The organism is Streptomyces sp. DSM 40750 (genome assembly GCF_024612035.1).
In the GTDB taxonomy this organism is placed as follows: domain Bacteria; phylum Actinomycetota; class Actinomycetes; order Streptomycetales; family Streptomycetaceae; genus Streptomyces.
The window spans coordinates 11,523,335-11,540,835 of sequence record NZ_CP102513.1 but is presented as its reverse complement, the minus strand read 5'-3'; the positions used below and the strand labels follow the sequence as shown (position 1 = coordinate 11,540,835).

The window sequence follows — 17,501 nt, the reverse complement described above, 5'->3', positions numbered from 1 at the left end:
GCAGCGCTGGCGCGCTGCATAAGGAGCGGCTCCGCTGACGCTCCGCCAGATTCCCCCGCAAGCGGGGGAATCGAATTCCGCAAGCGGAATTCTGAGTGCGTGCCAATTCGCGCAAGCGCGAATTGGGGGAATCCCGCAAGCGGGATTCTTGGGGCTGGCAGTAAGGGGTGGGTGCATCACGCGCGGGTCTGTGTAGGGCTTGGGATTCCCAGCTACTACCCCTGAACGGATGTGACGGGCCGTCGGCCTGACGGGGGTGCCGGCCTCGTTGTAGTGACGGGTTCCGCTGCGCTCCACCCTGAACCCCTCCCCCACCGTCTACCTGTCCCGACATGTTCACCAATGGCCTGTCAGCATACAGGACAACCGATCGTTCGTGGGTGGGATTGAGTCATGCACCACTCTCGGGCCACGAAAGTTGGTGTGTGGGTGATGCATCACGAGTCGTGGCTGTGTAGAGTCTGGGATCAGATACTACACCCCTACCGCCGCGCACCTTGTGCCTGGATTCCATTTGTTATTACGCGCTGCATTCCGCGAAAAGGAGAACACGGGGCATGGCCGTGAAGCTGCGTGATCACCAGATCGAGGCCGTTGCCGCCATTGTGCGCGGTTTCGATGTTCCGCCGGGTGGTATTCCCTGGAATGGTCTTCGTGGGCAGGTGCACGCGGCGTGTGGGACGGGGAAGACCATCATGGCTGCCGCGTCGGCGAGGCGGCTTGTGCCCAGGGGGCGTGTGCTCGTGCTGGTGCCGACGCTGGATCTGCTGGCGCAGACGGTGCGGGCGTGGCACGAGGCCGGGCACAAGGGGCCGGCGGTGGCGGTGTGTTCGCTCCAGGATGACCCGGAGCTGTGGTCGTTGAAGGTGCGCTCCACGACGAACCCGATCCAGTTGGCGCTGTGGCACGGCTCCGGGCCCGTGACCATCTACGCCACCTACGCGTCTCTGGGTGTCCTGGCGGAGGCATTCGAGGGCGTCTACGGCCAGAAGTTGGACCCGGTAGACCTCGCGGTAGTTGATGAGGCCCACAGGACAAGTGGGTCGATGGGTAAGGCGTGGGCGGACATCCATGACCAGACCGTCATCCCGGCGTACCGGCGGCTGTACCTGACGGCGACGCCGCGGATCTGGGAGGAGCGGCTGAACCGGGAGGTTGCCGAGGGGGTGCGGGATCCGCTGCCGCGGGAGATGGCAGCGTCCATGGACGACGAGAAGGTCTTCGGGCCCGTCCTGTACAAGCTCTCGCTCGCATCTGCCGTCTCCCGGGGGTTGTTGGCGCGGTATCAGATCATCGTGCTGGAGCTGAAGGACCCGGTCGTCACCCCGGAGAAGTTGATGGGCGAGGAGCGGCACACGGAAGAGGTGCGGGGGCAGCGTCTCGGGGCGCTCCAGGCCGCGCTCCTGCACACCATGAGTCAGCACAACCTGCAGACGTGCATCACGTTTCACCATCGGACGATCGAGGCGCAGGCGTACGCGGAGGGCTTGGAGCGGGTTGCGGCGAAGCTGCACGCCGATCAGCCCGAGACGTACCCCGCTCGGATCTGGGCGGACTGGCTGTGCGGCGAGCACGTCCCCGAGCGCCGACGGGAGGTTCTGGGTTCGTTCGGGTCGACGGCGCAGCGAGCTGTGCTTTCGAACTGTCGTGTTTTGGGCGAGGGTGTCGATATTCGAAGCGTGGATTCAGTTGCCCTACTGGACCCGAAGGGCGCGCCGCACGACATCGTCCAGGCCATCGGCCGGGCACTCCGGCAGAAGCCGGGACAGGGCAAGCTCGCCTCCCTGATCGTGCCGGTATTTCTCCAGCCCGGAGAGCAGCCCGAGGACATGTTCACCTCCGGGTCCTACCGGCCCCTGGTGAAAGTCCTGGAAGGGCTGCGGGCCCACGATGAAGAGGTCGTGGAACTGCTCGCCATCCCCCAGGAGCCGCAGAAGGACGTTGCGCAGCCGTCCGTGAACATCGGTGTCGCACCAGAAGACGGCGAAGAAGAATCACGGCTGCTGCTCCGTTTCGCGGCCCCCAGGGATCCGGTGATGGTCGCGGACTGGGTCTCCTTCAACGTGATCGACACCGAACGCCAGGACTGGGCCCGCGGCTGGGCGAAGCTGAAGACGTACGTCGAGCGGGTCGGGAACGCCAGGGTGCCCTACGGACACCGCGAGGGCGCGACACCACTTGGGCAATGGGTCGCAGAACAACGACGCGCCTACGCAGCCGGGCAGATGACCGGCCAGCGCGCCCAGCGCCTGGAGAAGCTCGGCATGGTCTGGAGCCTCGCGGACGAACGCTTCCAGGAAAACCTGGAGGCCGCGAAGGCGTACTACGCGGACCACTGGACCCTCTGCGCTCCGAGGTCCGCGACCATGCTGGACAGGCCGTTGGGGATGTGGCTCGCGAATTTGCGGCGGCCCGGTGCGCTGGATGACCACCCCGACTGGAAAACGGCACTGGAAGCCGTCGACGAGGACTGGAACCCATCGTGGCCGCCGGAGTGGCAACGCCACTACGCCGCACTACGCGAGCTCGTACGCGACGAACAGGGCCGGGCCGACGTCCTGCCCGGCCTCACGGTCCACGGCATGGACATCGGGAAATGGCTGGCCCGGCAGCGCAAGCCCGAGGTCTGGCAAGCCCTTCACGACGGGCAGCGCGAACGCCTCGAGCAGCTCGGCATCACACCGCTCGCCCCGGCCCCGGAGCTGGAGGCGTCCGCGAAGCCGTCCACGACGCCGCTGAGCGCCTTCGAGCGGGGCGTTGCGGCCCTGGCGCAGTACAAGGCCCGGGAGGGCTCTGTGAAGGTACCCAGGGCCCACGTAGAGACGGTCGAGGTCGACGGCCAAGAGCACCCCGTCAAGCTCGGAGTCTGGATCATGAACCAGAAGGGACGCCGCGCGAAGCTCACCGCCGACAAACTCGCCGCATTCGCCGAACTCGGGCTCAACTGGGCGGCATCCTGACGCTGTTGGGCGGACCCCGGGCGCTGTGTGCGCCCGGGGTCCTTCGCTCTCCCGGGCCTGCGGCATCGCACTGGAGTGCGTGTAGGCACTGGGATCCCGGGCCGCTCCCCCTCCGGCTATACGGCGCCGCGAAGCCGTCCAAGGCCCCGAGAGAGCCAGGTCAGCGGTGATTTGAGGATTGCACGGGTGCAGCTAATGGAAGCGGACGACGACGCACCCCTCGTTTCCGGCTCGGCCGTCGTTGCCTTCGCGGCCAGCGGCGCCGCCGCCAGCGGAGCCACCGGCGCCGGCGCGGCCAGCGGCGCCGCAAGAGGCGGGAACCGGACCGGCTGCTTCGCCGCCGGCACCACCCGAGCCGCCCCTGCTGCCAGCGCCCTTGGTGCCATTGGCACCCGTGGCGCCTCGCTGGTAGCCACAGGGGCCCTCGCTGGGGCTTGGGCCGCCGGCGCCTGCGGTGTTGCCTCCGAAATTGGCGTAGCCGAGCCCGCCGCCGCCGCCGATGCCGCCGGGCATGGTGTCTGTACGGCCGCCGAGGATGACCGAGGTGGCGCTGCCGTCGCCGCCCTTGCCGCCGTCATCCGAGCCGCCTACGGAGGATGCGATGCCGCCGGCGCCGCCGTATCCGCCACGGCCCACGGTGATGCGCACGTCCTCGCCGTACTTGACGAAGTAGTGGCACTCCATGCGCCCGCCGCCACCGCCACCCCCGCCGCCACCCCCATTGCCGATGCCGCCACCACCGCCGCCGGCGCCGGCGCCGATGAGGGTCACGGTGACCGTGAGGGCACGGCTGGGCAGCTCGCAGGACGCGGCACCCGCGGTTTTGAACGTGACGCCACTCACGCAGGTGTCCGCAGCTTCTGCCGGAGAGACCAGTGTCACGGGCGCCATGACGCCTCCGACGGTCAGTGCAACTGCCGCGGCCCACAGCTTGCTTGCTCGGTGCCGAGGATTGTTGATTGTCATGTCCGAGGACGCTACGGAGGCACGTGGGCCGTCGCCCCACAACTGGCGGCCCACCACTCAATCGGGGGACTCGCCAGTTCGGCTGACCAGCGCACATGGTGGGCTAGAACCCGGGGCTCACCCAGTGCGCCATGGCTTCCGTACGTCCGTCGCCGTTGCTGATGACGGAGGCGGGGTTCGTCCCGATGCGGAAGGCATGGAGCGTGATGACGTCATTGACGCCGAACTTCTCCAGGATCGTCTGCCCGGCGGTGGTCTGGATGACTGCGTTCCTGCTTCGGTGCCGGGGATGAGCCTGCTGTTCCGCAGCCGAACACAGCCGCCGTGAATCACCCGAACGTGCCTGTGGGGCAACGCGTTTGAGCCGGTCTGCGAGCCTAGATTGCCGAGCATGATCGAACCTTGTGCCGTTGGCTCGCTGCTGCCGGCGTTCGTCCAGGAGCGGGTGGAGGCTTTCCACGCGAGCGGGATTCGGGGGCGGTGGGCGGGTCGGCACATCCTGCGCGGCCGACGCCTGCCGGGGCCGGGCTCCACGGTGGTCGACAGCAACGACTACCTGCGCCTGGCCGGCGACAAGCGCATCGTGGACGCCGTGACCGAGTCCCTCGACGCGATGCGGGGGGCGCGGCTGGCTTCAGCGGCGCTGCTGTATGAGGAGCACCCGCAGACCGTGCTGGAGCGGGAGCTGGCCGGCTACCTCGGTTCGCAGGCGGGCGTGTTCTGCCAGTCGGGATACGACGCCAACGTGGGGCTGCTGCAAACCCTGGCAGGGCCCGAAGTGCCGGTGTACGTGGACATGCTGGCTCACATGTCGCTGTGGGCGGGCGCGAAGGCGGCCGGTGCCCCGGTGCGGCCCTTCCGCCACAACGACACCGCCCACCTGCTGCGCCGTATCGAGGAGCACGGCCCCGGGGTGATCGCGGTCGACTCGATGTACAGCGTGTGCGGCAGCCTCGCGCCGCTGGCCGCGCTGTGCGCCGTCGCCGAGCAGACCGGCTGTGTCCTGGTCGTCGACGAGGCCCACTCGCTGGGCACCCACGGCCCCGCCGGAGCGGGCATGGTCGCGGCGGCCGGACTGACGAAGCGGGTGCATTTCCGCACGATGAGCCTGTCGAAGGCGTTCGCGAAACGGGCCGGCTACATCACCTGTCCGGACGAGGAATTCGTCGAGTACTTCAAGATGACCTCCTACCCGGCCGTCTTCGCCTCCACCCTGGTGCCGTCCGACCTGGTACAGATCTCCGCCACCCTGGACGTCGTCCGCCACGACGAATGGCGCCGCACCCGCCTGCAGGAAGTCGCCGCGACCCTGCGGCAAGGCCTCACCAGCCTCGGGTACGACCTGCGGGGTTCGGGCGCCCACATCATGTCGCTGCCCACCGGCCCGGACGAAACCATCATTCAGGTACGCGACATCATGGAAGACCACGACGTGTTCGGATCCGTCTTCTGTCCCCCCGCCACCCCCCACAACCGCACCGCACTGCGGCTCTCCCTGCACTGCGACCTCACCGACCAGGACGTGGACCGCATCATCCAGGCCAGCGGGATCGTCCGGCCCCTGATCACCTCGCCCCGCTCACTCACCCCCTGAGTGGGCATCCATGCCCACTCACCACGCGGGGCACTTCGTTGGTCCCACCGCAAGCACCAGGGTGGTGTCAGAACTCAGAGATACCGCTCTCCGATGAGGCGGGGTGGTGTCGTTGCTGACCGACAGGCGGTGTCATTACTCACGCACCCAGCCAGTCATCCGCAGCTCTTCCTGGAAAACGGCCGGACGCTCGCAGCGTACTGAGGCTCGGCACGTTGTCACGGGGTCCGACCCAGGCTTGATGGTTGCGGGCGACGTGCAGTTGCTCGCGTCGGCGGCCGCGCAGAACACCGCCGCGCGTTCGGCCCTCCAGGACCTGGAGCCCGCTGTCCGACGGGTCCAGGAAACGCCGGTCGATGAGGATCGGCGGGCGCAGCCACGTCCCGTGCACTTCCCAGTGCAGGCCGACCTCTGGGGGCCGGACCGTTACCCAGTGCAGTGGCCGGACGACGTCGTGTCGGCCAGAGCGGAGAGGGCCGCTTCGGGGCGGCGGCCGTGGGGTGGTCAGTCGAGGTCGGTGGTGCCGGGTGGCGGCGCGGGGCCGGTTGCGTGCCCAGCGCTTGAGGTCGCCGATGCGGTAGAGGAGTTCGGCGCCGCGCTTGTCGACCGACTTGGGGAAGGTGCGGTCGTTGGCGCGGGCGTAGGGCAGCGCAGCGATGGTGATGTCCGGCAGGTGGTGCTGGTGGGCCTCGCGCAGTCCCACCGCCTGGTCGTCGTCGACCGGGGCGGGTTCGCCGGCGACGTCGCCGGGGTGGTCGCGGCCGCAGTGGTGTCGGGCTCGGCTGCGGGGGTCGGCGGGGTGTTGCTCCAGGCGTCGGCGAGGAAATCGGTGGGTGGGGTGGCGGGCTTCTGCAGCTCCGCCGGGGCCCGGCTGTGCGGGGAGGTCCGTGCGCTTTTGACCGGTGACACGGCCGTGGACCGGTCTGCGAAGGCGGGAAGTGCCAGCGGTGCATGGGTCGCGTCGACTCGGCATCCACATGCGTGTACTGCCTGCACGAGGTAGAGCCCTTTGTGCCCGAGCGGGGCTGAGCGTGCCGTGCAGGCAGGTTGAACAGTGCGACTCATACGCCGGGCCCCGGGGATGTCTTCTCCGTCGGGGCCCTTGGCGTGTCTGGCCGGGAGGGGAGCTCCCCCGTCCCGACAGTGCCCTCGTTCGTGTCCGTCAGACTCAAGCCGCTGCGGGTGGTGAGGGTATGGGCTAAGTGGCGCAGCCAGATCGGGCCGGTGGGGCGGAAGTCGGCCGTGTGTAGGGCAGCGAGAGCCTGCTCACGTCGGTCGGTGATCATCTGTTCGGTGGTGGTGCGTGCGCCGGAGGCGGTGAGTACGGAGCGGATGTCCTCGGCGTCGGTTTCGGTCAGGTGAGGTTGACCGAAAGCCCTGTGCAGGCTGCGCTGTTGGGGGATGGTGGCGCGCTGGAGTGCTAGGGCGTACAGGACGGTGTGTTTGCCCTCGCGGAGGTCGTCCAGGGTGGATTTGCCGGTCTCGGCTGGGTTTCCCCATATGCCGAGCAGGTCGTCGCGCAGCTGGAAGGCTTCTCCGAGGGGGAGGGCGTACGCGGAGAGGGCGTTGAGCTGCTGGTCGGTGGCGCTGGCCAGGGTGGCGCCAAGGGTAAGAGGGCGCTCGACGGTGTACTTGGCGGTCTTGTAGCGGATGATCCGCCAGGCGATGTGCGGGTCGGCATCCGGTTTTCCGGCCGCAGCCAAGTCCAGGTACTGGCCGACCAGGGCTTCGGTGCGCAGGGCGTTGAGCAGTGGCCGGGTGCGGCGGTTTTGCGCGGGTGTCACGTCGTCGGCGTGGAGGAGTTCGTAGGACCAGCCGAAGGCCAGGTTGCCGAGCAGAATCGCCGTGTTGACGCCGAGCGAGTCGGCATCGCGGCGCCCGGCGTGCTGAGTGGCGAGGGCCCGGTGGGCGGTGGTCTGCCCGCGGCGGGTGTCTGAGTTGTCCATGATGTCGTCGTGGATCAGGGCGAAGGTGTGGAACAGCTCCAGCGAGGCAGCGACCCGCCACACTGCTGGGGGCGGGGTGCGGTCGGTGATGGAGTGCCAGCCCACCAGGCACAGGACGGGACGAACGCGTTTGCCGCCGGCCGCCAGCATGGCTCGCAGCTTCCCGGTGAACAGGGCGAGTTCCGGCAGATCGGGGGCACCCTGCTCTTGGTCGTCGAGGAAGTCGTAAAGGAGCCGTTCGACACGTGCCCGGATGGTTGCGGGGTCCAGCAGAATGGGGGGCACCGCGGCGGTACTCATCGTGGTCAGTCCCTTGGTGTCGGTTCCTTCGGTGAGGTGAGTCAGCCGCGAAATAGACCTCAGCGACGTCGTGGGGCGTGCGGGAGAACATGCCGGTGTCGAGCTTCCTTCGGAATTGACGGGGGCCGTTGATGACGCAGCCGTCACCGCGACGCGCAGGAGTGAGAAAGCCGCAGGGGTGGGGTCAGTGAACGGGGTGCAGCGGGCGGGAGGGCCGCAGGGTGCTGTCGTTGAAGTCGGGGTGCAGTTCGGAGCGGGGCGGGATGAGGCTCTGGACATCCATGTAGCCCCGGGCGCCGACGATGAAGTGGGCGTGGACCATGCCGTGAACCATGTCGTGGACGATGTTCGCGTAGATCTCGGCGTTCTGGACGGTCTGGTCGTCCAGTCCCAGGGCGCGGCACTGGCCGGGGAACTGATCGCGGGCCGAGGCCAGGGCGGTGAGCCGGTCCCGGTACATGGCGCGGGTCTGGAGGAGGGCGTGTTCGGTGCCCTTGGCGTGGCGGCGTTCCAGGGCGGAGACGATGTTCATGACACCGTCGGCGTCGGGGTTTTTCAGGTCGCGGTAGAAGGAGAAGACGTCGTTCTGGATGGCGACGGCCTCGTCGAGGGTGCGGCGAAGTTGCACGTAGCTGCCGGTGGCCGTAGCCAGCATCGGAAGCTCGAAGCCCTCGAAGTGCTCGATGAGGTTGGTGAACATCGAGATGGCGATGTCGTCGGCGCGCACGGCGAGGGCCGTCTCGACGTCCGGTAGTTCCGGGCTGGCGCTGAGCAGGAACTTGTTCACGATCCCTCGCATGAACAGGCCCACGTCCGCGCGGCAGCGGCCCAGCCATTCGTCGGACATCTGGGCGGCCACGCGGGTCAGCAGGCTCCACAGGCCCTGGCCGGCTCCGCGCAGTGGTTCGGGTGCCGGTCCCCGGGGATCGGCATGCAGCACCCGGAAGGTGTCATCGACCACGCAGGCGACGAACGGCAGCGGGGTGTCGGCGCGGTTGAGGAGGTCGTCGGTGAACAGCGCCCACGCGATCCAGTCGGCCACCAGGTCCAGCCCGAGACCACGGGCATGAGGGAAGACTGCTGCAGCTGCGGCCCCCAGGTTCCAGGAAGCGACGACGGTGGACGTTGTCTGGCTGCGCACCAATTGCATGTCCTTGGCCCATGCGAGGACATGGGCGTCGGCGGCATCCGCGGCCGCCGAATCGAATTCGCACTCGGCGGGCGTGTAAAAGAATTCCAGGGCCTGTCCTGCTGATGTGATCATTCAGGTTCCCCCCTCAAAACCGCCCGGCGCTACCGCCCGGCTGCCATGACAGATGGTTGCCGCACGACCCCTCGTCCGAGTAGGCGCACTCAACAGCGCTCGGCGCGAGCACACGACTCAGAAGTGCGCTCCGGCGCACATCCGTCCACACTCATCCATGGCCCAAAGAACACCCCGCCCACAGTTCATCAACCGGCGATCTCCGCAGCTCGCCATCAGCAGCCGGAGCATCCCGCCGGGAAGCGGGATCGCTGCCTGTCACCACAGCTTGCCGACTAAGCTGCGTTGCTCTTGCCAACTACGGAGTGTAATAGCTCCCTGACCGGCGGCATTCTGGCCGACTATTGCCGACAAGCCTGCGTCGTCACACCGGCGCTGAGGAGGGACAGCCCGTTGGCGCCCGGGCCCGTGAGACGAGAGCTGCCCGTGTGGACACGCGGGCGGCACCGGCTCACTGCCTACGGTGGTGCGGTGACATCGCCTTCCGACGCCGATCCCGAACTCGTGCCCGTGCCGGTCCGGGTCGTGCTGCCCGCCGATCTCCTGCTCGGCACCGAGGCGCAGGAGATCGTGGCGCGGCTGTGGAAGCGGCGGAGTACCCGAGGACCCGGCTGTGCACGCTGTGCGGAGCCGCGCAGGAGCTGACGCCTCTACTGCGCGGCTTCGACCACATCACCGACTCGCCCACGACGACTCCTGACCCCGGCCGCCGCACCGTCGGCGGCCCGGCCGGCGCGCAACACCGGCGAGCGCGCCCCCGATCGGCAGCGTCCGCGCCGCCCAAACGAAGCGCTTCAGGGCGCACGCTGAACGAAGACGTCCCCGACCCCCGGCTCTGCGCGGCCATCGTCGACCGACTGATCTTCAACGGCGCCATCATCCAGACCGGCACCGAGTCCTACCGCCTCGCTCACACCAAGGCCCAGACCGAACGAGCCCAGGCCAACTGACCGGGCGCCACACGGGAGGGGCCACCCGAATAACCAGCCCAGCCAGAGCCGGAATGGCCGATTCTACGGCTGCTCGGTTGCCGCAGGCAGGTTGTGCCATGCATGTCCGCAGGCGCCTTTGCAGAACGTCTCGCGGCGACGAGTGTCGGCAATGGCGAACACGGAAACGAGGACACGGAATGCCTTGACGTGTTCGGCGGCGGGGAGACCCGCGAACCCGTAGCGGGGCGGGTCCATGCAGATCATTACCGAGGGGTTGGCCGTGGGCTTCACACCGGACCGCGCCACCCCCACACGGCCATCCGCAACTGTAATGTGCGCCTGCATCGCATAGCCGGCGACTTCCTGCAGTACCTCCTGCCGGCGTGTCCGGGCGAGGCGGGAGAACCAGCCCACACCAGCGTCCAACGTGCGGAGCCCTTGGGCGATCTCGTTGACAACCCGCTCGGTCTCGCGCCGGAAGCTGCGGCCGTCGTCGCTGCTCGTTTCGGTCACCGCTTGATGGTTTCACGATGCCGGTTCCGGGCGAAGGCCGGTATCCGCACCCGAGAGCCGCGCGGGCGGGAACCGGGAACAGTCCGCCCCCGCGATCTGGCAGTGCCGCAGGGCTCCCACTCCGCGGCCCGCCAGGCGTCCCCGCAGCACTTGAGTGACATCAAAAGTCGGCTCTGGCACAGATCTTGGGGAGCGGTCGCGGAGCGTCACTGGACAGGCCGCTTCGCGGCTTTGATCACACCTGTTCTTGGTAGACCCTGATTTCAGTGGGATGGAAGTTGCGGAGGATCTCCCAGAATTGGTGGAGGCCCAGGCCGTCGGCCCAGCGGTCGAGTTCGTCGTCCGTGTCGTGGAAGAACCAGGACTCGAAGTGCCCCAGTGCGCGGAGTTGGAAGACGGGTTCGTACCGAAGTTCGCAGTGGAGCTGGATGTAATGATCATGTTCACCGGTGGCGTCGTTGACCTCGAACTGCCGGGCAAGGTCCAGCGTGAAGACGCGCGGGCCCTCGAAGGAGTGGGTCCCGTACTGGAAGAGAAGACCATCAGCGTCGGGTGTGCCCGCGGTGTCGAAGCGTTGCGAGCCGAAGCGAACGAACCTAAGCCACATCTCGTCCAAGTCCAGTTCGGAGAGGGGCTGTTGCCCAGCGCTCAGCTCATGTCGAAGCCGCTCCTGGGCCTGGTCTATGGGCAGTCTCCTCGACATCCCTGTCCTTCGCGGTCTCGATGGAATCTGATCTCGCGGCGATCTTCTCAGCTCACCACAGTCGCTGGAGTGACCGGGGATGGCTTCAGAGCTGGGGCGAGACGCTATTGGAGCAGGATCATCTTGCGGAGCAGTTCGAATCCGGCACGGCCGTAGAGCTGTCTCTTGATCTTCTTGATGCGGTTCACGGCACCTTCTGTGCCGCCGGAGCTCCGGTGCAGGGTGAGGCCGGCGGTCACCGCGTCGCGGTCTCGGAGCAGGTGGAGGGCGAAGTTGGTGAGGCCGGGCAGTTGGCTGGCGTCGACGGCGTCGATCCAGGCGGGGAGCGTGGAGCCGAGCCGAGCCGATGGGTGAGGATCTCGCCGAAGCCCCGGACGTGTTCGGCGGCGGAATCCAGTTCGGGGCAGCGTGCCAGGACATCCTTCAGTGCGGCGCGCTCGTCCTCGCTCAGGGTTGCGGGGTGCCGGGTGAGCCAGCCGGTGACCCGCCGCACCGTCGGCGGAGGAGGCGGCGCCTGTGGCGGCACGGCGCGCAGGTCGGCGATGTAGGCGCGGACCATCTGGTAAGTGACGGGGGCGTTCTCGATGACCAGTTCGCGATGCAGGCGAGTGACGTTCGTGCATCCCGCGGCGTACCGCCGCTCCAGATAGGGCTTGTAGGGGTCCAGGCGACTGGGCCGGGGACGGTTCTCCCGGAGGGTGTCCTGCCAGGTGGCCGCACGTGCGTATCGCAGCACGGTGTTGAGTCCCCAGCCCAGATGCCGGGCGATCGCCCGGCGCGGGTGCCCCTGAGCGAGCAGTTTGTGGACCAGGGCGTGCGCGGCCTTCTTGCGCTGGGCCCGCCGGCCATCAAGGTCCGGTCCGCCGCGCACCGGGTCGTTGGTCGACGCCCCGACGTCCGCTCGTGTTGGTGGGGTTGGCCCATTCAGGCATTCGCGATGGGCGGCGACGCAGGTCTCCACTGCTCTGCCGATGCCCTGCCACAGGTGGAACCGGTCGGCGACCTGGATTGCGGTGGGAGCGCCGAGTCGTGCGCCCTCCGCGTAGGCGCCCGCCCGGTCCCGGCAGATGATTTCCACGCCCGGGTGGGTGGCCAGCCACGCGGCCAGCGGTCCGGAGTCGCGCGTCGGGAGCACGTCTACCAAGCGATGGGTCTCTCCGCAGGTCAAGACGGTGGAGTAGGTCTGCCCGCGGCGGGTTGCGAAGTCGTCCACGCCCAGCACGCGTGGCGTGCTGGGCTGCGGGTCGGGTAGAGCCATGACCCTGCGCAGCAGGGTCATCCGTCCCACTTGAAAGCCCAGTTGGGCGGTCAGCCGAGCACCAGCTCGTCCGGCGAGTGCGAGCCCGACGCGCTCCAGGACGTGGCCCAGCCGCGTGGTGAAGCGTGCGTACGGGGCGGTCAACTGAGCGAACGGCTCGGCGAACGTGCGACGCGGGCAGTTGTCCGTGCTGCAGATGAAACGCCGGACCGTGATGTATCACGACGCTCTGTTCAGCGAGCGGTAGATCCTTCAATCTGCGCTGGTAGGAGTCATGCACTCGATTTGAGGAGCGGCCGCAGTCCGGACACGCGACCCCGGCTGCACGGCCTCTGGCCGTGACATCGACCGTGCCGAAGGCGGCGGTTGCCGCTTCGACGGCCACGTCGTCGATTCCGTCGAACACGAGCGAGTCCCAGAACGTTGCGTCGGCCTGCATGACCAGTGCCGTCACCGCTCGCCGCGGTCACCGGAGAGGCCGAGCGCAGAGCTGATGGAGCGTCACTCCCTGCTGCAAGGCGGGAAGGCGTACGCGGTCTCACACGAATCTGAGCCCTTGCAATCGAGCGCCGTGGTGACGCTCCGCGACCGCTCCCCAAGGTCTGTGCCAGAGCCCAAAAGTCGCTGACATCGATCATGAGGATCGCCGCCAAACGACTCCCGGAGAAGCCGACATAGCCACCCGTCAGCGGATGCCGCGCTGATGAGTTTCAGGAGAGCCGGTCGTCGTCACCAGCTCGATCGCGGATCGCGCGTCTGGCTCGATGCCAGGCTTCGAAGACTTCGGGAAGCTGGTCCAAAAGGCCGCGCACTGTAAACAGGAAGACGCTCACAGCGCCCGCCGTACCCAAGATCCACATCGTCAGGGCATCCACCGATTCGACACTCTCGTGACAGAGGTCGAACCGGCGACGGATGCTGCTCAGTTCGACCACAGAATGGTCAGAACCGAGTTCCGCGCCGACAGCAAAGCTCAGGTACAGCTGATGAGGAGGGTCAGGCGGAAAAGGGCATCCGCTGGCGGCCGGTTTGGCGTAGGAGTCCGGGTCGTGGTTCACGGATCACAACAGGATCGACGACCTGCCGGCTCGTCGGCACCTGCGCCTACTGACCCAACAGCCAACCACGCCGCACGGCTCCCAGGCCCGGAATGCCTCAACACCACCGCTCAACCAGGCAGTCCGTGATAAGTGACGATCCGTCGTTGAAAGGCACCGGCGCCGGCCGCCCCGACCAACCCCCTCGCCTGGTGAGTCCTACGGGCTGCTGGCGCTGCGGAATTCCCCCACGGTACGCCGTAGCTCCTGTGCGACCTCGAAACGGTTCAGGTCCTCCGCCCGGACCGGCGACCCCTGAGCGCGCCCCAGCTGGCTTTGCCACTACACGCGCTATCCGTCGCTATCGCTCGCCGGCCCGGAGGCCGGTTCCCGCGCACGTAGGATGGGACGACCAAACAATGCGGGGGCATTCATGGGTGACGGCGAGGACACGGAATCGACGCGCGCCCAGACGGTCGGGGTCATCCGAGAGGCCCTGAAGCGCGAGTATGACGGTCTCATCGACCTCGGAGACCTAGAGGGCCGGAATGCCAGCGAGACTGAACTGGTCTTCACTACCCGCGCGTTAGCCGCCATGTCGCTCCAACTGCTCACCGGCTGCCCACCGACCGAGGCCGCGGCATCGGTCACCGACGGCCGGGACGACCAAGGGATCGACGCCATCGGTTGCTCCCCCTCGGCGCCGGAACTGTGGCTCATCCAGGCTAAGTGGAGCGAGCAGGGCAAGGCGCGCTTCGGAGTGGAAGGCGCGCTGAAACTGCTTCACGGTCTGAGGCAGTTGGATAACCGCGACTTCGACCGTTTCAACGACCGGGTGCGGCAGCACGCCGATCGGGTGCGCGACATCCTTGAATCACCGGAGTGCCGGGTTCACCTCGTCGTGGCGGTCATGGGCGAACAGGCGTCGAAGGACCAGGCACGCCTGGTGATCGAGCAGGCCGCCGCGGACTTCGGCGCCGCAGTCGAGTGCCACGTTCTGGCACTCCCCGACTTCCACGCCGCCGCCCACCGTGATGCCCTCCCCCGGAACGTCGAACTCGTCGCCACGCTGCCCAGCAGCTGGTACACGAAGGACATCCCACATCGGATGTTCAGCGGGCTGGTCGGGGCAGACGAGGTCGCGCTCTGGTACCAGGAGCACGGGGCCCGTCTGTTCGACCGGAACCTCCGGGGTCACCTCGGCGTGACAGCGCTCAACCTCGGTCTCGTGGAGACGTTGCGGACCACCCCCGAGGCCTTTCCGTACCTACACAACGGCATCACAGTGCTGTGCGACTCCCTCGAGACCGAGTTCTTCTCCCGCCCCGTCCAAGGCGCCCCGGTACGACTGCGGCTCAAGGGGGCCGCAGTCGTGAACGGCGCCCAGACCGTCGCCTCCGTCTACTACGCGTACGAGAAGCATCCCGAAAACGTCTCGCTGGCCGCTGTCCCAGTTCGGATCATCTGCGTGGCGAATGCACCCGAGGACTTCGCCCGGTCCGTCGTCGCCGCTACCCATACTCAACACCGCACGGAGTCTCGCGACTTCGTCGCCCTCGACGAGGTGCAGAGCCGCATCAGGGACGACTTCCGGGCAGCCCTCGGTAAGGAGTACGTCTTCAGACGGGGCGAGCTGGTACCCACGCCCACGGCGGGCTGCTCACTTGAGGAGGCGGCCGTGGCGCTCGCCTGCGGCCACCCGGACGCGTCCCTCAGCGCCGTGGCCAACGCCTCAACCGAGCACCTGTGGGAAGCGACGCCGGAGGGGACGTACACCCGCCTGTTCGGCCGCCGGCCGAGCGCCCTGCAGATCTGGCGCTCCGTCCTCCTGCTTCGTGCCGTCCGGGAGGCCCTACACGAGCTGAAGCCCGGCCTGACTGGGCGGACAGCTGCCATCGCGGAGCGCGGCAGCCTGCTCGTTGCGCACCTGGTGTTCCGGCTCCACGGAGCCGAGGGGATCGACGAGCCCGACGCCAATTGGGAGCACACGCTAATCGACGTGCCCGGCCGCGTACGTCAGGTGCTGGCAGTACTGATCCCGCTGGTGGACGACATCTTCGGCAGCAACTCCTTCATCGCGACGATCTTCCGAGAGGCTGAGCGGTGTCGCCTGCTCGCGGAGAGGACCGTGCAAACCCTCACGGACGTAGAGCGGACTCCGCAGCTCGTCGTCGCGCCCCCGCCCCAACAGCCGCGGAGGCCCAGTTCGGCCCGGCTCCTCGTCGAACACCGGCGGATCCCGGACGGGACAGAGGTGCTGTACAAGCCAGGGCACGTTGAAGAACGGGCCATCGGCCGCTGGCTCGACGAGGACCCCCGTCGTTACCTCGCGACTTGGAGCAACGACGCCAGGCATCCGCTGCGCTGGGCCGCCGACGGACACCCGTACTCGATCAACGGACTGATCCGGCACATCTGGCAGAGCGCCGACTGGCGTGAGGCATGGAGCGCCGTCCAGGGTGCTCGGTACTGGATCGTTCCGGGCGAAGGCAGCCTCGCGGACCTCGCCGAAGCGCTGTGGGACGTCGAAGCGTTCCGGGACACGGGCGAGTGAGCGCACCGGGCGTGCTCCGTCACGTGGGGCGCTACGAACTCGGAGAGCTCATCGGCACGGGCGGGATGGGGCAAGTCTGGGCGGGACGCGACCCCGAACTGGGCCGACACGTCGCCATCAAGCTCATCCAGCCCCGCGAGGGCTCCACCAGCTCAGAGGCTGGAGTCAGGATCGCCCGTTTCCGCCGCGAGGCCCAAATCATGGCGCAGCTGGCCCACCCGGGCGTCCCACAGATCTACGACATCGTCCCTGACCCCGCAGGCGGTGAGCGCCTCTACATCGTCATGCAGCGGCTGTACGGCTCCTCGCTCAAGGACATCTGCGGCGCCTTCGGCCGCCTGCCCCTCTCGTGGACGGCCTGCCTAGGGGTCCACCTGTGCTCGGTGCTGACCCACACCGGGAGCGTGCCACTCGTCCACCGCGATCTGAAGCCTGCCAACATCATGGTCACAGACGGTGGTCTCGCGATGGTGCTGGATTTTGGCATCGCCGCGCTACTCGACGGCGACAACACCACTCTGACCCCGACGGGCCGGCCCGTCGGCACGCCCCGGTACATGTCCCCCGAACAGGCCCTGGCGGGCGAGGTCACACCACGCAGTGACCTCTACGCGCTGGGCTGTGTCCTGTACGAACTCATCACCGGGCAGCCGCCATTCACGCAAGACAACGTGCCCAGCCTCCTCTACCACCATGTGCACGAACCTGCGGTTCCGGTGCGGGAGCGGCGTCCGGAGGCCGGGCGCGAGCTGGACCGCCTGGTACGGGACCTGCTCGCCAAGCGCCCGGAGGACCGGCCCGCGTCCGCTCAGGAGGTCATCGGACGACTCGTCCCGTTCCTTCCGAGACAGGGGAACCCGTCGGTGGACGCAAAGGCGGCGGAAGGGTGGCCACAGGGGCTCAGCCCCCTCGTACATCCGGGTCCCGCGTGGTTCACTGCGCCCTCTGCGGGCGGCGTGATCCCTGCCCTGGACGCGGACCGTCTTCGGGAGGCGGACGCGCTGTTCGAGCAGAAGGAGTACGCGCGGGCACTAGCGCTATACCAGAAGCGCGTGTCCGAGCTCGCTGCCCAGGGGGCAGAAGGTGGCCCGGAGGGACTGAAGCTCCGTGGGCAGATCGCCTACTGCCTGATGAAGTTGGGCGAGGTAGTGGAGGCACTAGAAGCGTTCGAAACCCTTCTGAAGGCGGCGGGAGAGACCTTCTCGCCGACCGACCCATTCCTCCTCACCACCCGTCGCCGCCATGGAATGCTGCTGCACTCGGCAGGCCGACTGTCGGAAGCCTTCCACGTGCTGGTCGCCCTCTACCCCGACCTGCTCCGCACCGTAGGGGCGGAGTCACCGGAGACCAATCGCGTACGCGCAGCGTTGAACCGGCTGCGGCGACAACTGCGGCCAGGCAAATGACGGCGCGGGCGCCGCTCCCTGAGATGCACGGCGCCCGGCAGGCCCGTTGCGCGGTGACGGTAAGGACC

Annotated in this window: 13 protein-coding genes and 2 pseudogenes; 5 read left to right on the top strand and 10 right to left on the bottom strand. The window is 67.9% G+C overall.

Annotation, left to right across the window (positions count from 1 at the left end; genetic code table 11):
- Positions 1 to 557: 557 nt before the first annotated feature.
- Positions 558 to 2,960, top strand: coding sequence for a DEAD/DEAH box helicase (locus JIX55_RS50740; protein WP_257561139.1), 2,403 nt, complete (start codon positions 558 to 560; stop codon positions 2,958 to 2,960).
- Between the two features lie 192 nt (positions 2,961 to 3,152).
- Here JIX55_RS50740 and JIX55_RS50735 read toward each other — a convergent pair whose 3' ends face one another.
- Entirely contained in the window at positions 3,153 to 3,926 is a 774-nt protein-coding gene (locus JIX55_RS50735; RefSeq protein ID WP_257561140.1) for a glycine-rich domain-containing protein, read from the bottom strand.
- A gap of 391 nt (positions 3,927 to 4,317) precedes the next feature.
- Here JIX55_RS50735 and cqsA point away from each other — a divergent pair, with 391 nt between their 5' ends.
- A complete protein-coding gene (gene cqsA, locus JIX55_RS50730) occupies positions 4,318 to 5,520 on the top strand; it encodes an alpha-hydroxyketone-type quorum-sensing autoinducer synthase (RefSeq protein WP_257561142.1) in 1,203 nt (400 codons plus the stop codon).
- 139 nt (positions 5,521 to 5,659) lie between these two features.
- On the opposite strand, the gene JIX55_RS50725 is transcribed toward cqsA, so the two are convergent.
- The 3 genes from JIX55_RS50725 to JIX55_RS50715 all read right to left on the bottom strand — a co-directional run bounded on the left by JIX55_RS50725 (position 5,660) and on the right by JIX55_RS50715 (position 9,030).
- Entirely contained in the window at positions 5,660 to 6,223 is a 564-nt protein-coding gene (locus JIX55_RS50725) for a hypothetical protein (RefSeq protein WP_257561143.1), read from the bottom strand.
- Between the two features lie 358 nt (positions 6,224 to 6,581).
- Complete coding sequence (locus tag JIX55_RS50720; RefSeq protein WP_257561144.1) at positions 6,582 to 7,766, bottom strand: polyprenyl synthetase family protein; 1,185 nt, start codon at positions 7,764 to 7,766, stop codon at positions 6,582 to 6,584.
- A gap of 184 nt (positions 7,767 to 7,950) precedes the next feature.
- Entirely contained in the window at positions 7,951 to 9,030 is a 1,080-nt protein-coding gene (locus tag JIX55_RS50715) for a terpene synthase family protein (protein ID WP_257561146.1), read from the bottom strand.
- A gap of 824 nt (positions 9,031 to 9,854) precedes the next feature.
- On the opposite strand from JIX55_RS50715, the pseudogene JIX55_RS50710 reads away from it, so the two are divergent.
- Positions 9,855 to 9,980 (top strand): annotated as a pseudogene (locus tag JIX55_RS50710) (IS21-like element helper ATPase IstB); the annotation flags it as partial.
- Between the two features lie 63 nt (positions 9,981 to 10,043).
- Here the strand turns inward: JIX55_RS50710 and JIX55_RS50705 are convergent.
- From JIX55_RS50705 to JIX55_RS50680, 6 genes and pseudogenes are all read right to left on the bottom strand, one after another.
- Positions 10,044 to 10,475, bottom strand: coding sequence for a DUF5958 family protein (locus JIX55_RS50705; RefSeq protein WP_257561147.1), 432 nt, complete (start codon positions 10,473 to 10,475; stop codon positions 10,044 to 10,046).
- 235 nt (positions 10,476 to 10,710) lie between these two features.
- Entirely contained in the window at positions 10,711 to 11,178 is a 468-nt protein-coding gene (locus tag JIX55_RS50700) for a hypothetical protein (RefSeq protein ID WP_257561148.1), read from the bottom strand.
- Positions 11,179 to 11,282: 104 nt separating this feature from the next.
- Positions 11,283 to 11,468 (bottom strand): hypothetical protein, encoded by a 186-nt coding sequence (locus tag JIX55_RS50695; protein WP_257569724.1) that lies wholly within the window; start codon positions 11,466 to 11,468, stop codon positions 11,283 to 11,285.
- A complete protein-coding gene (locus tag JIX55_RS50690; protein ID WP_257569166.1) occupies positions 11,414 to 12,634 on the bottom strand; it encodes an ISL3 family transposase in 1,221 nt (406 codons plus the stop codon). The genes JIX55_RS50695 and JIX55_RS50690 overlap by 55 nt, the downstream gene beginning before the upstream one ends.
- Before the next feature lie 28 nt (positions 12,635 to 12,662).
- A pseudogene (locus JIX55_RS50685) lies at positions 12,663 to 12,875 on the bottom strand (transposase family protein); the annotation flags it as partial.
- 271 nt (positions 12,876 to 13,146) lie between these two features.
- Positions 13,147 to 13,494, bottom strand: a complete 348-nt coding sequence (locus JIX55_RS50680) for a hypothetical protein (protein ID WP_257561149.1) — start codon at positions 13,492 to 13,494, stop codon at positions 13,147 to 13,149.
- Between the two features lie 412 nt (positions 13,495 to 13,906).
- Between JIX55_RS50680 and JIX55_RS50675 the strand changes: the two genes are divergently transcribed.
- Positions 13,907 to 16,027, top strand: coding sequence for an AIPR family protein (locus tag JIX55_RS50675; RefSeq protein ID WP_257561150.1), 2,121 nt, complete (start codon positions 13,907 to 13,909; stop codon positions 16,025 to 16,027).
- A gap of 11 nt (positions 16,028 to 16,038) precedes the next feature.
- A complete protein-coding gene (locus JIX55_RS50670) occupies positions 16,039 to 17,433 on the top strand; it encodes a serine/threonine-protein kinase (RefSeq protein ID WP_257561151.1) in 1,395 nt (464 codons plus the stop codon).
- The last annotated feature ends 68 nt before the right edge of the window (positions 17,434 to 17,501 follow it).

Coding starts and splice junctions, on each gene's coding strand:
- JIX55_RS50740 (WP_257561139.1), top strand. CDS start 558: ATGGCCGTGAAGCTGCGTGATCACCAGATCGAGGCCGTTGCCGCCATT.
- JIX55_RS50735 (WP_257561140.1), bottom strand. CDS start 3,926: ATGACAATCAACAATCCTCGGCACCGAGCAAGCAAGCTGTGGGCCGCG.
- cqsA (WP_257561142.1), top strand. CDS start 4,318: ATGATCGAACCTTGTGCCGTTGGCTCGCTGCTGCCGGCGTTCGTCCAG.
- JIX55_RS50720 (WP_257561144.1), bottom strand. CDS start 7,766: ATGAGTACCGCCGCGGTGCCCCCCATTCTGCTGGACCCCGCAACCATC.
- JIX55_RS50715 (WP_257561146.1), bottom strand. CDS start 9,030: ATGATCACATCAGCAGGACAGGCCCTGGAATTCTTTTACACGCCCGCC.
- JIX55_RS50700 (WP_257561148.1), bottom strand. CDS start 11,178: ATGTCGAGGAGACTGCCCATAGACCAGGCCCAGGAGCGGCTTCGACAT.
- JIX55_RS50675 (WP_257561150.1), top strand. CDS start 13,907: ATGGGTGACGGCGAGGACACGGAATCGACGCGCGCCCAGACGGTCGGG.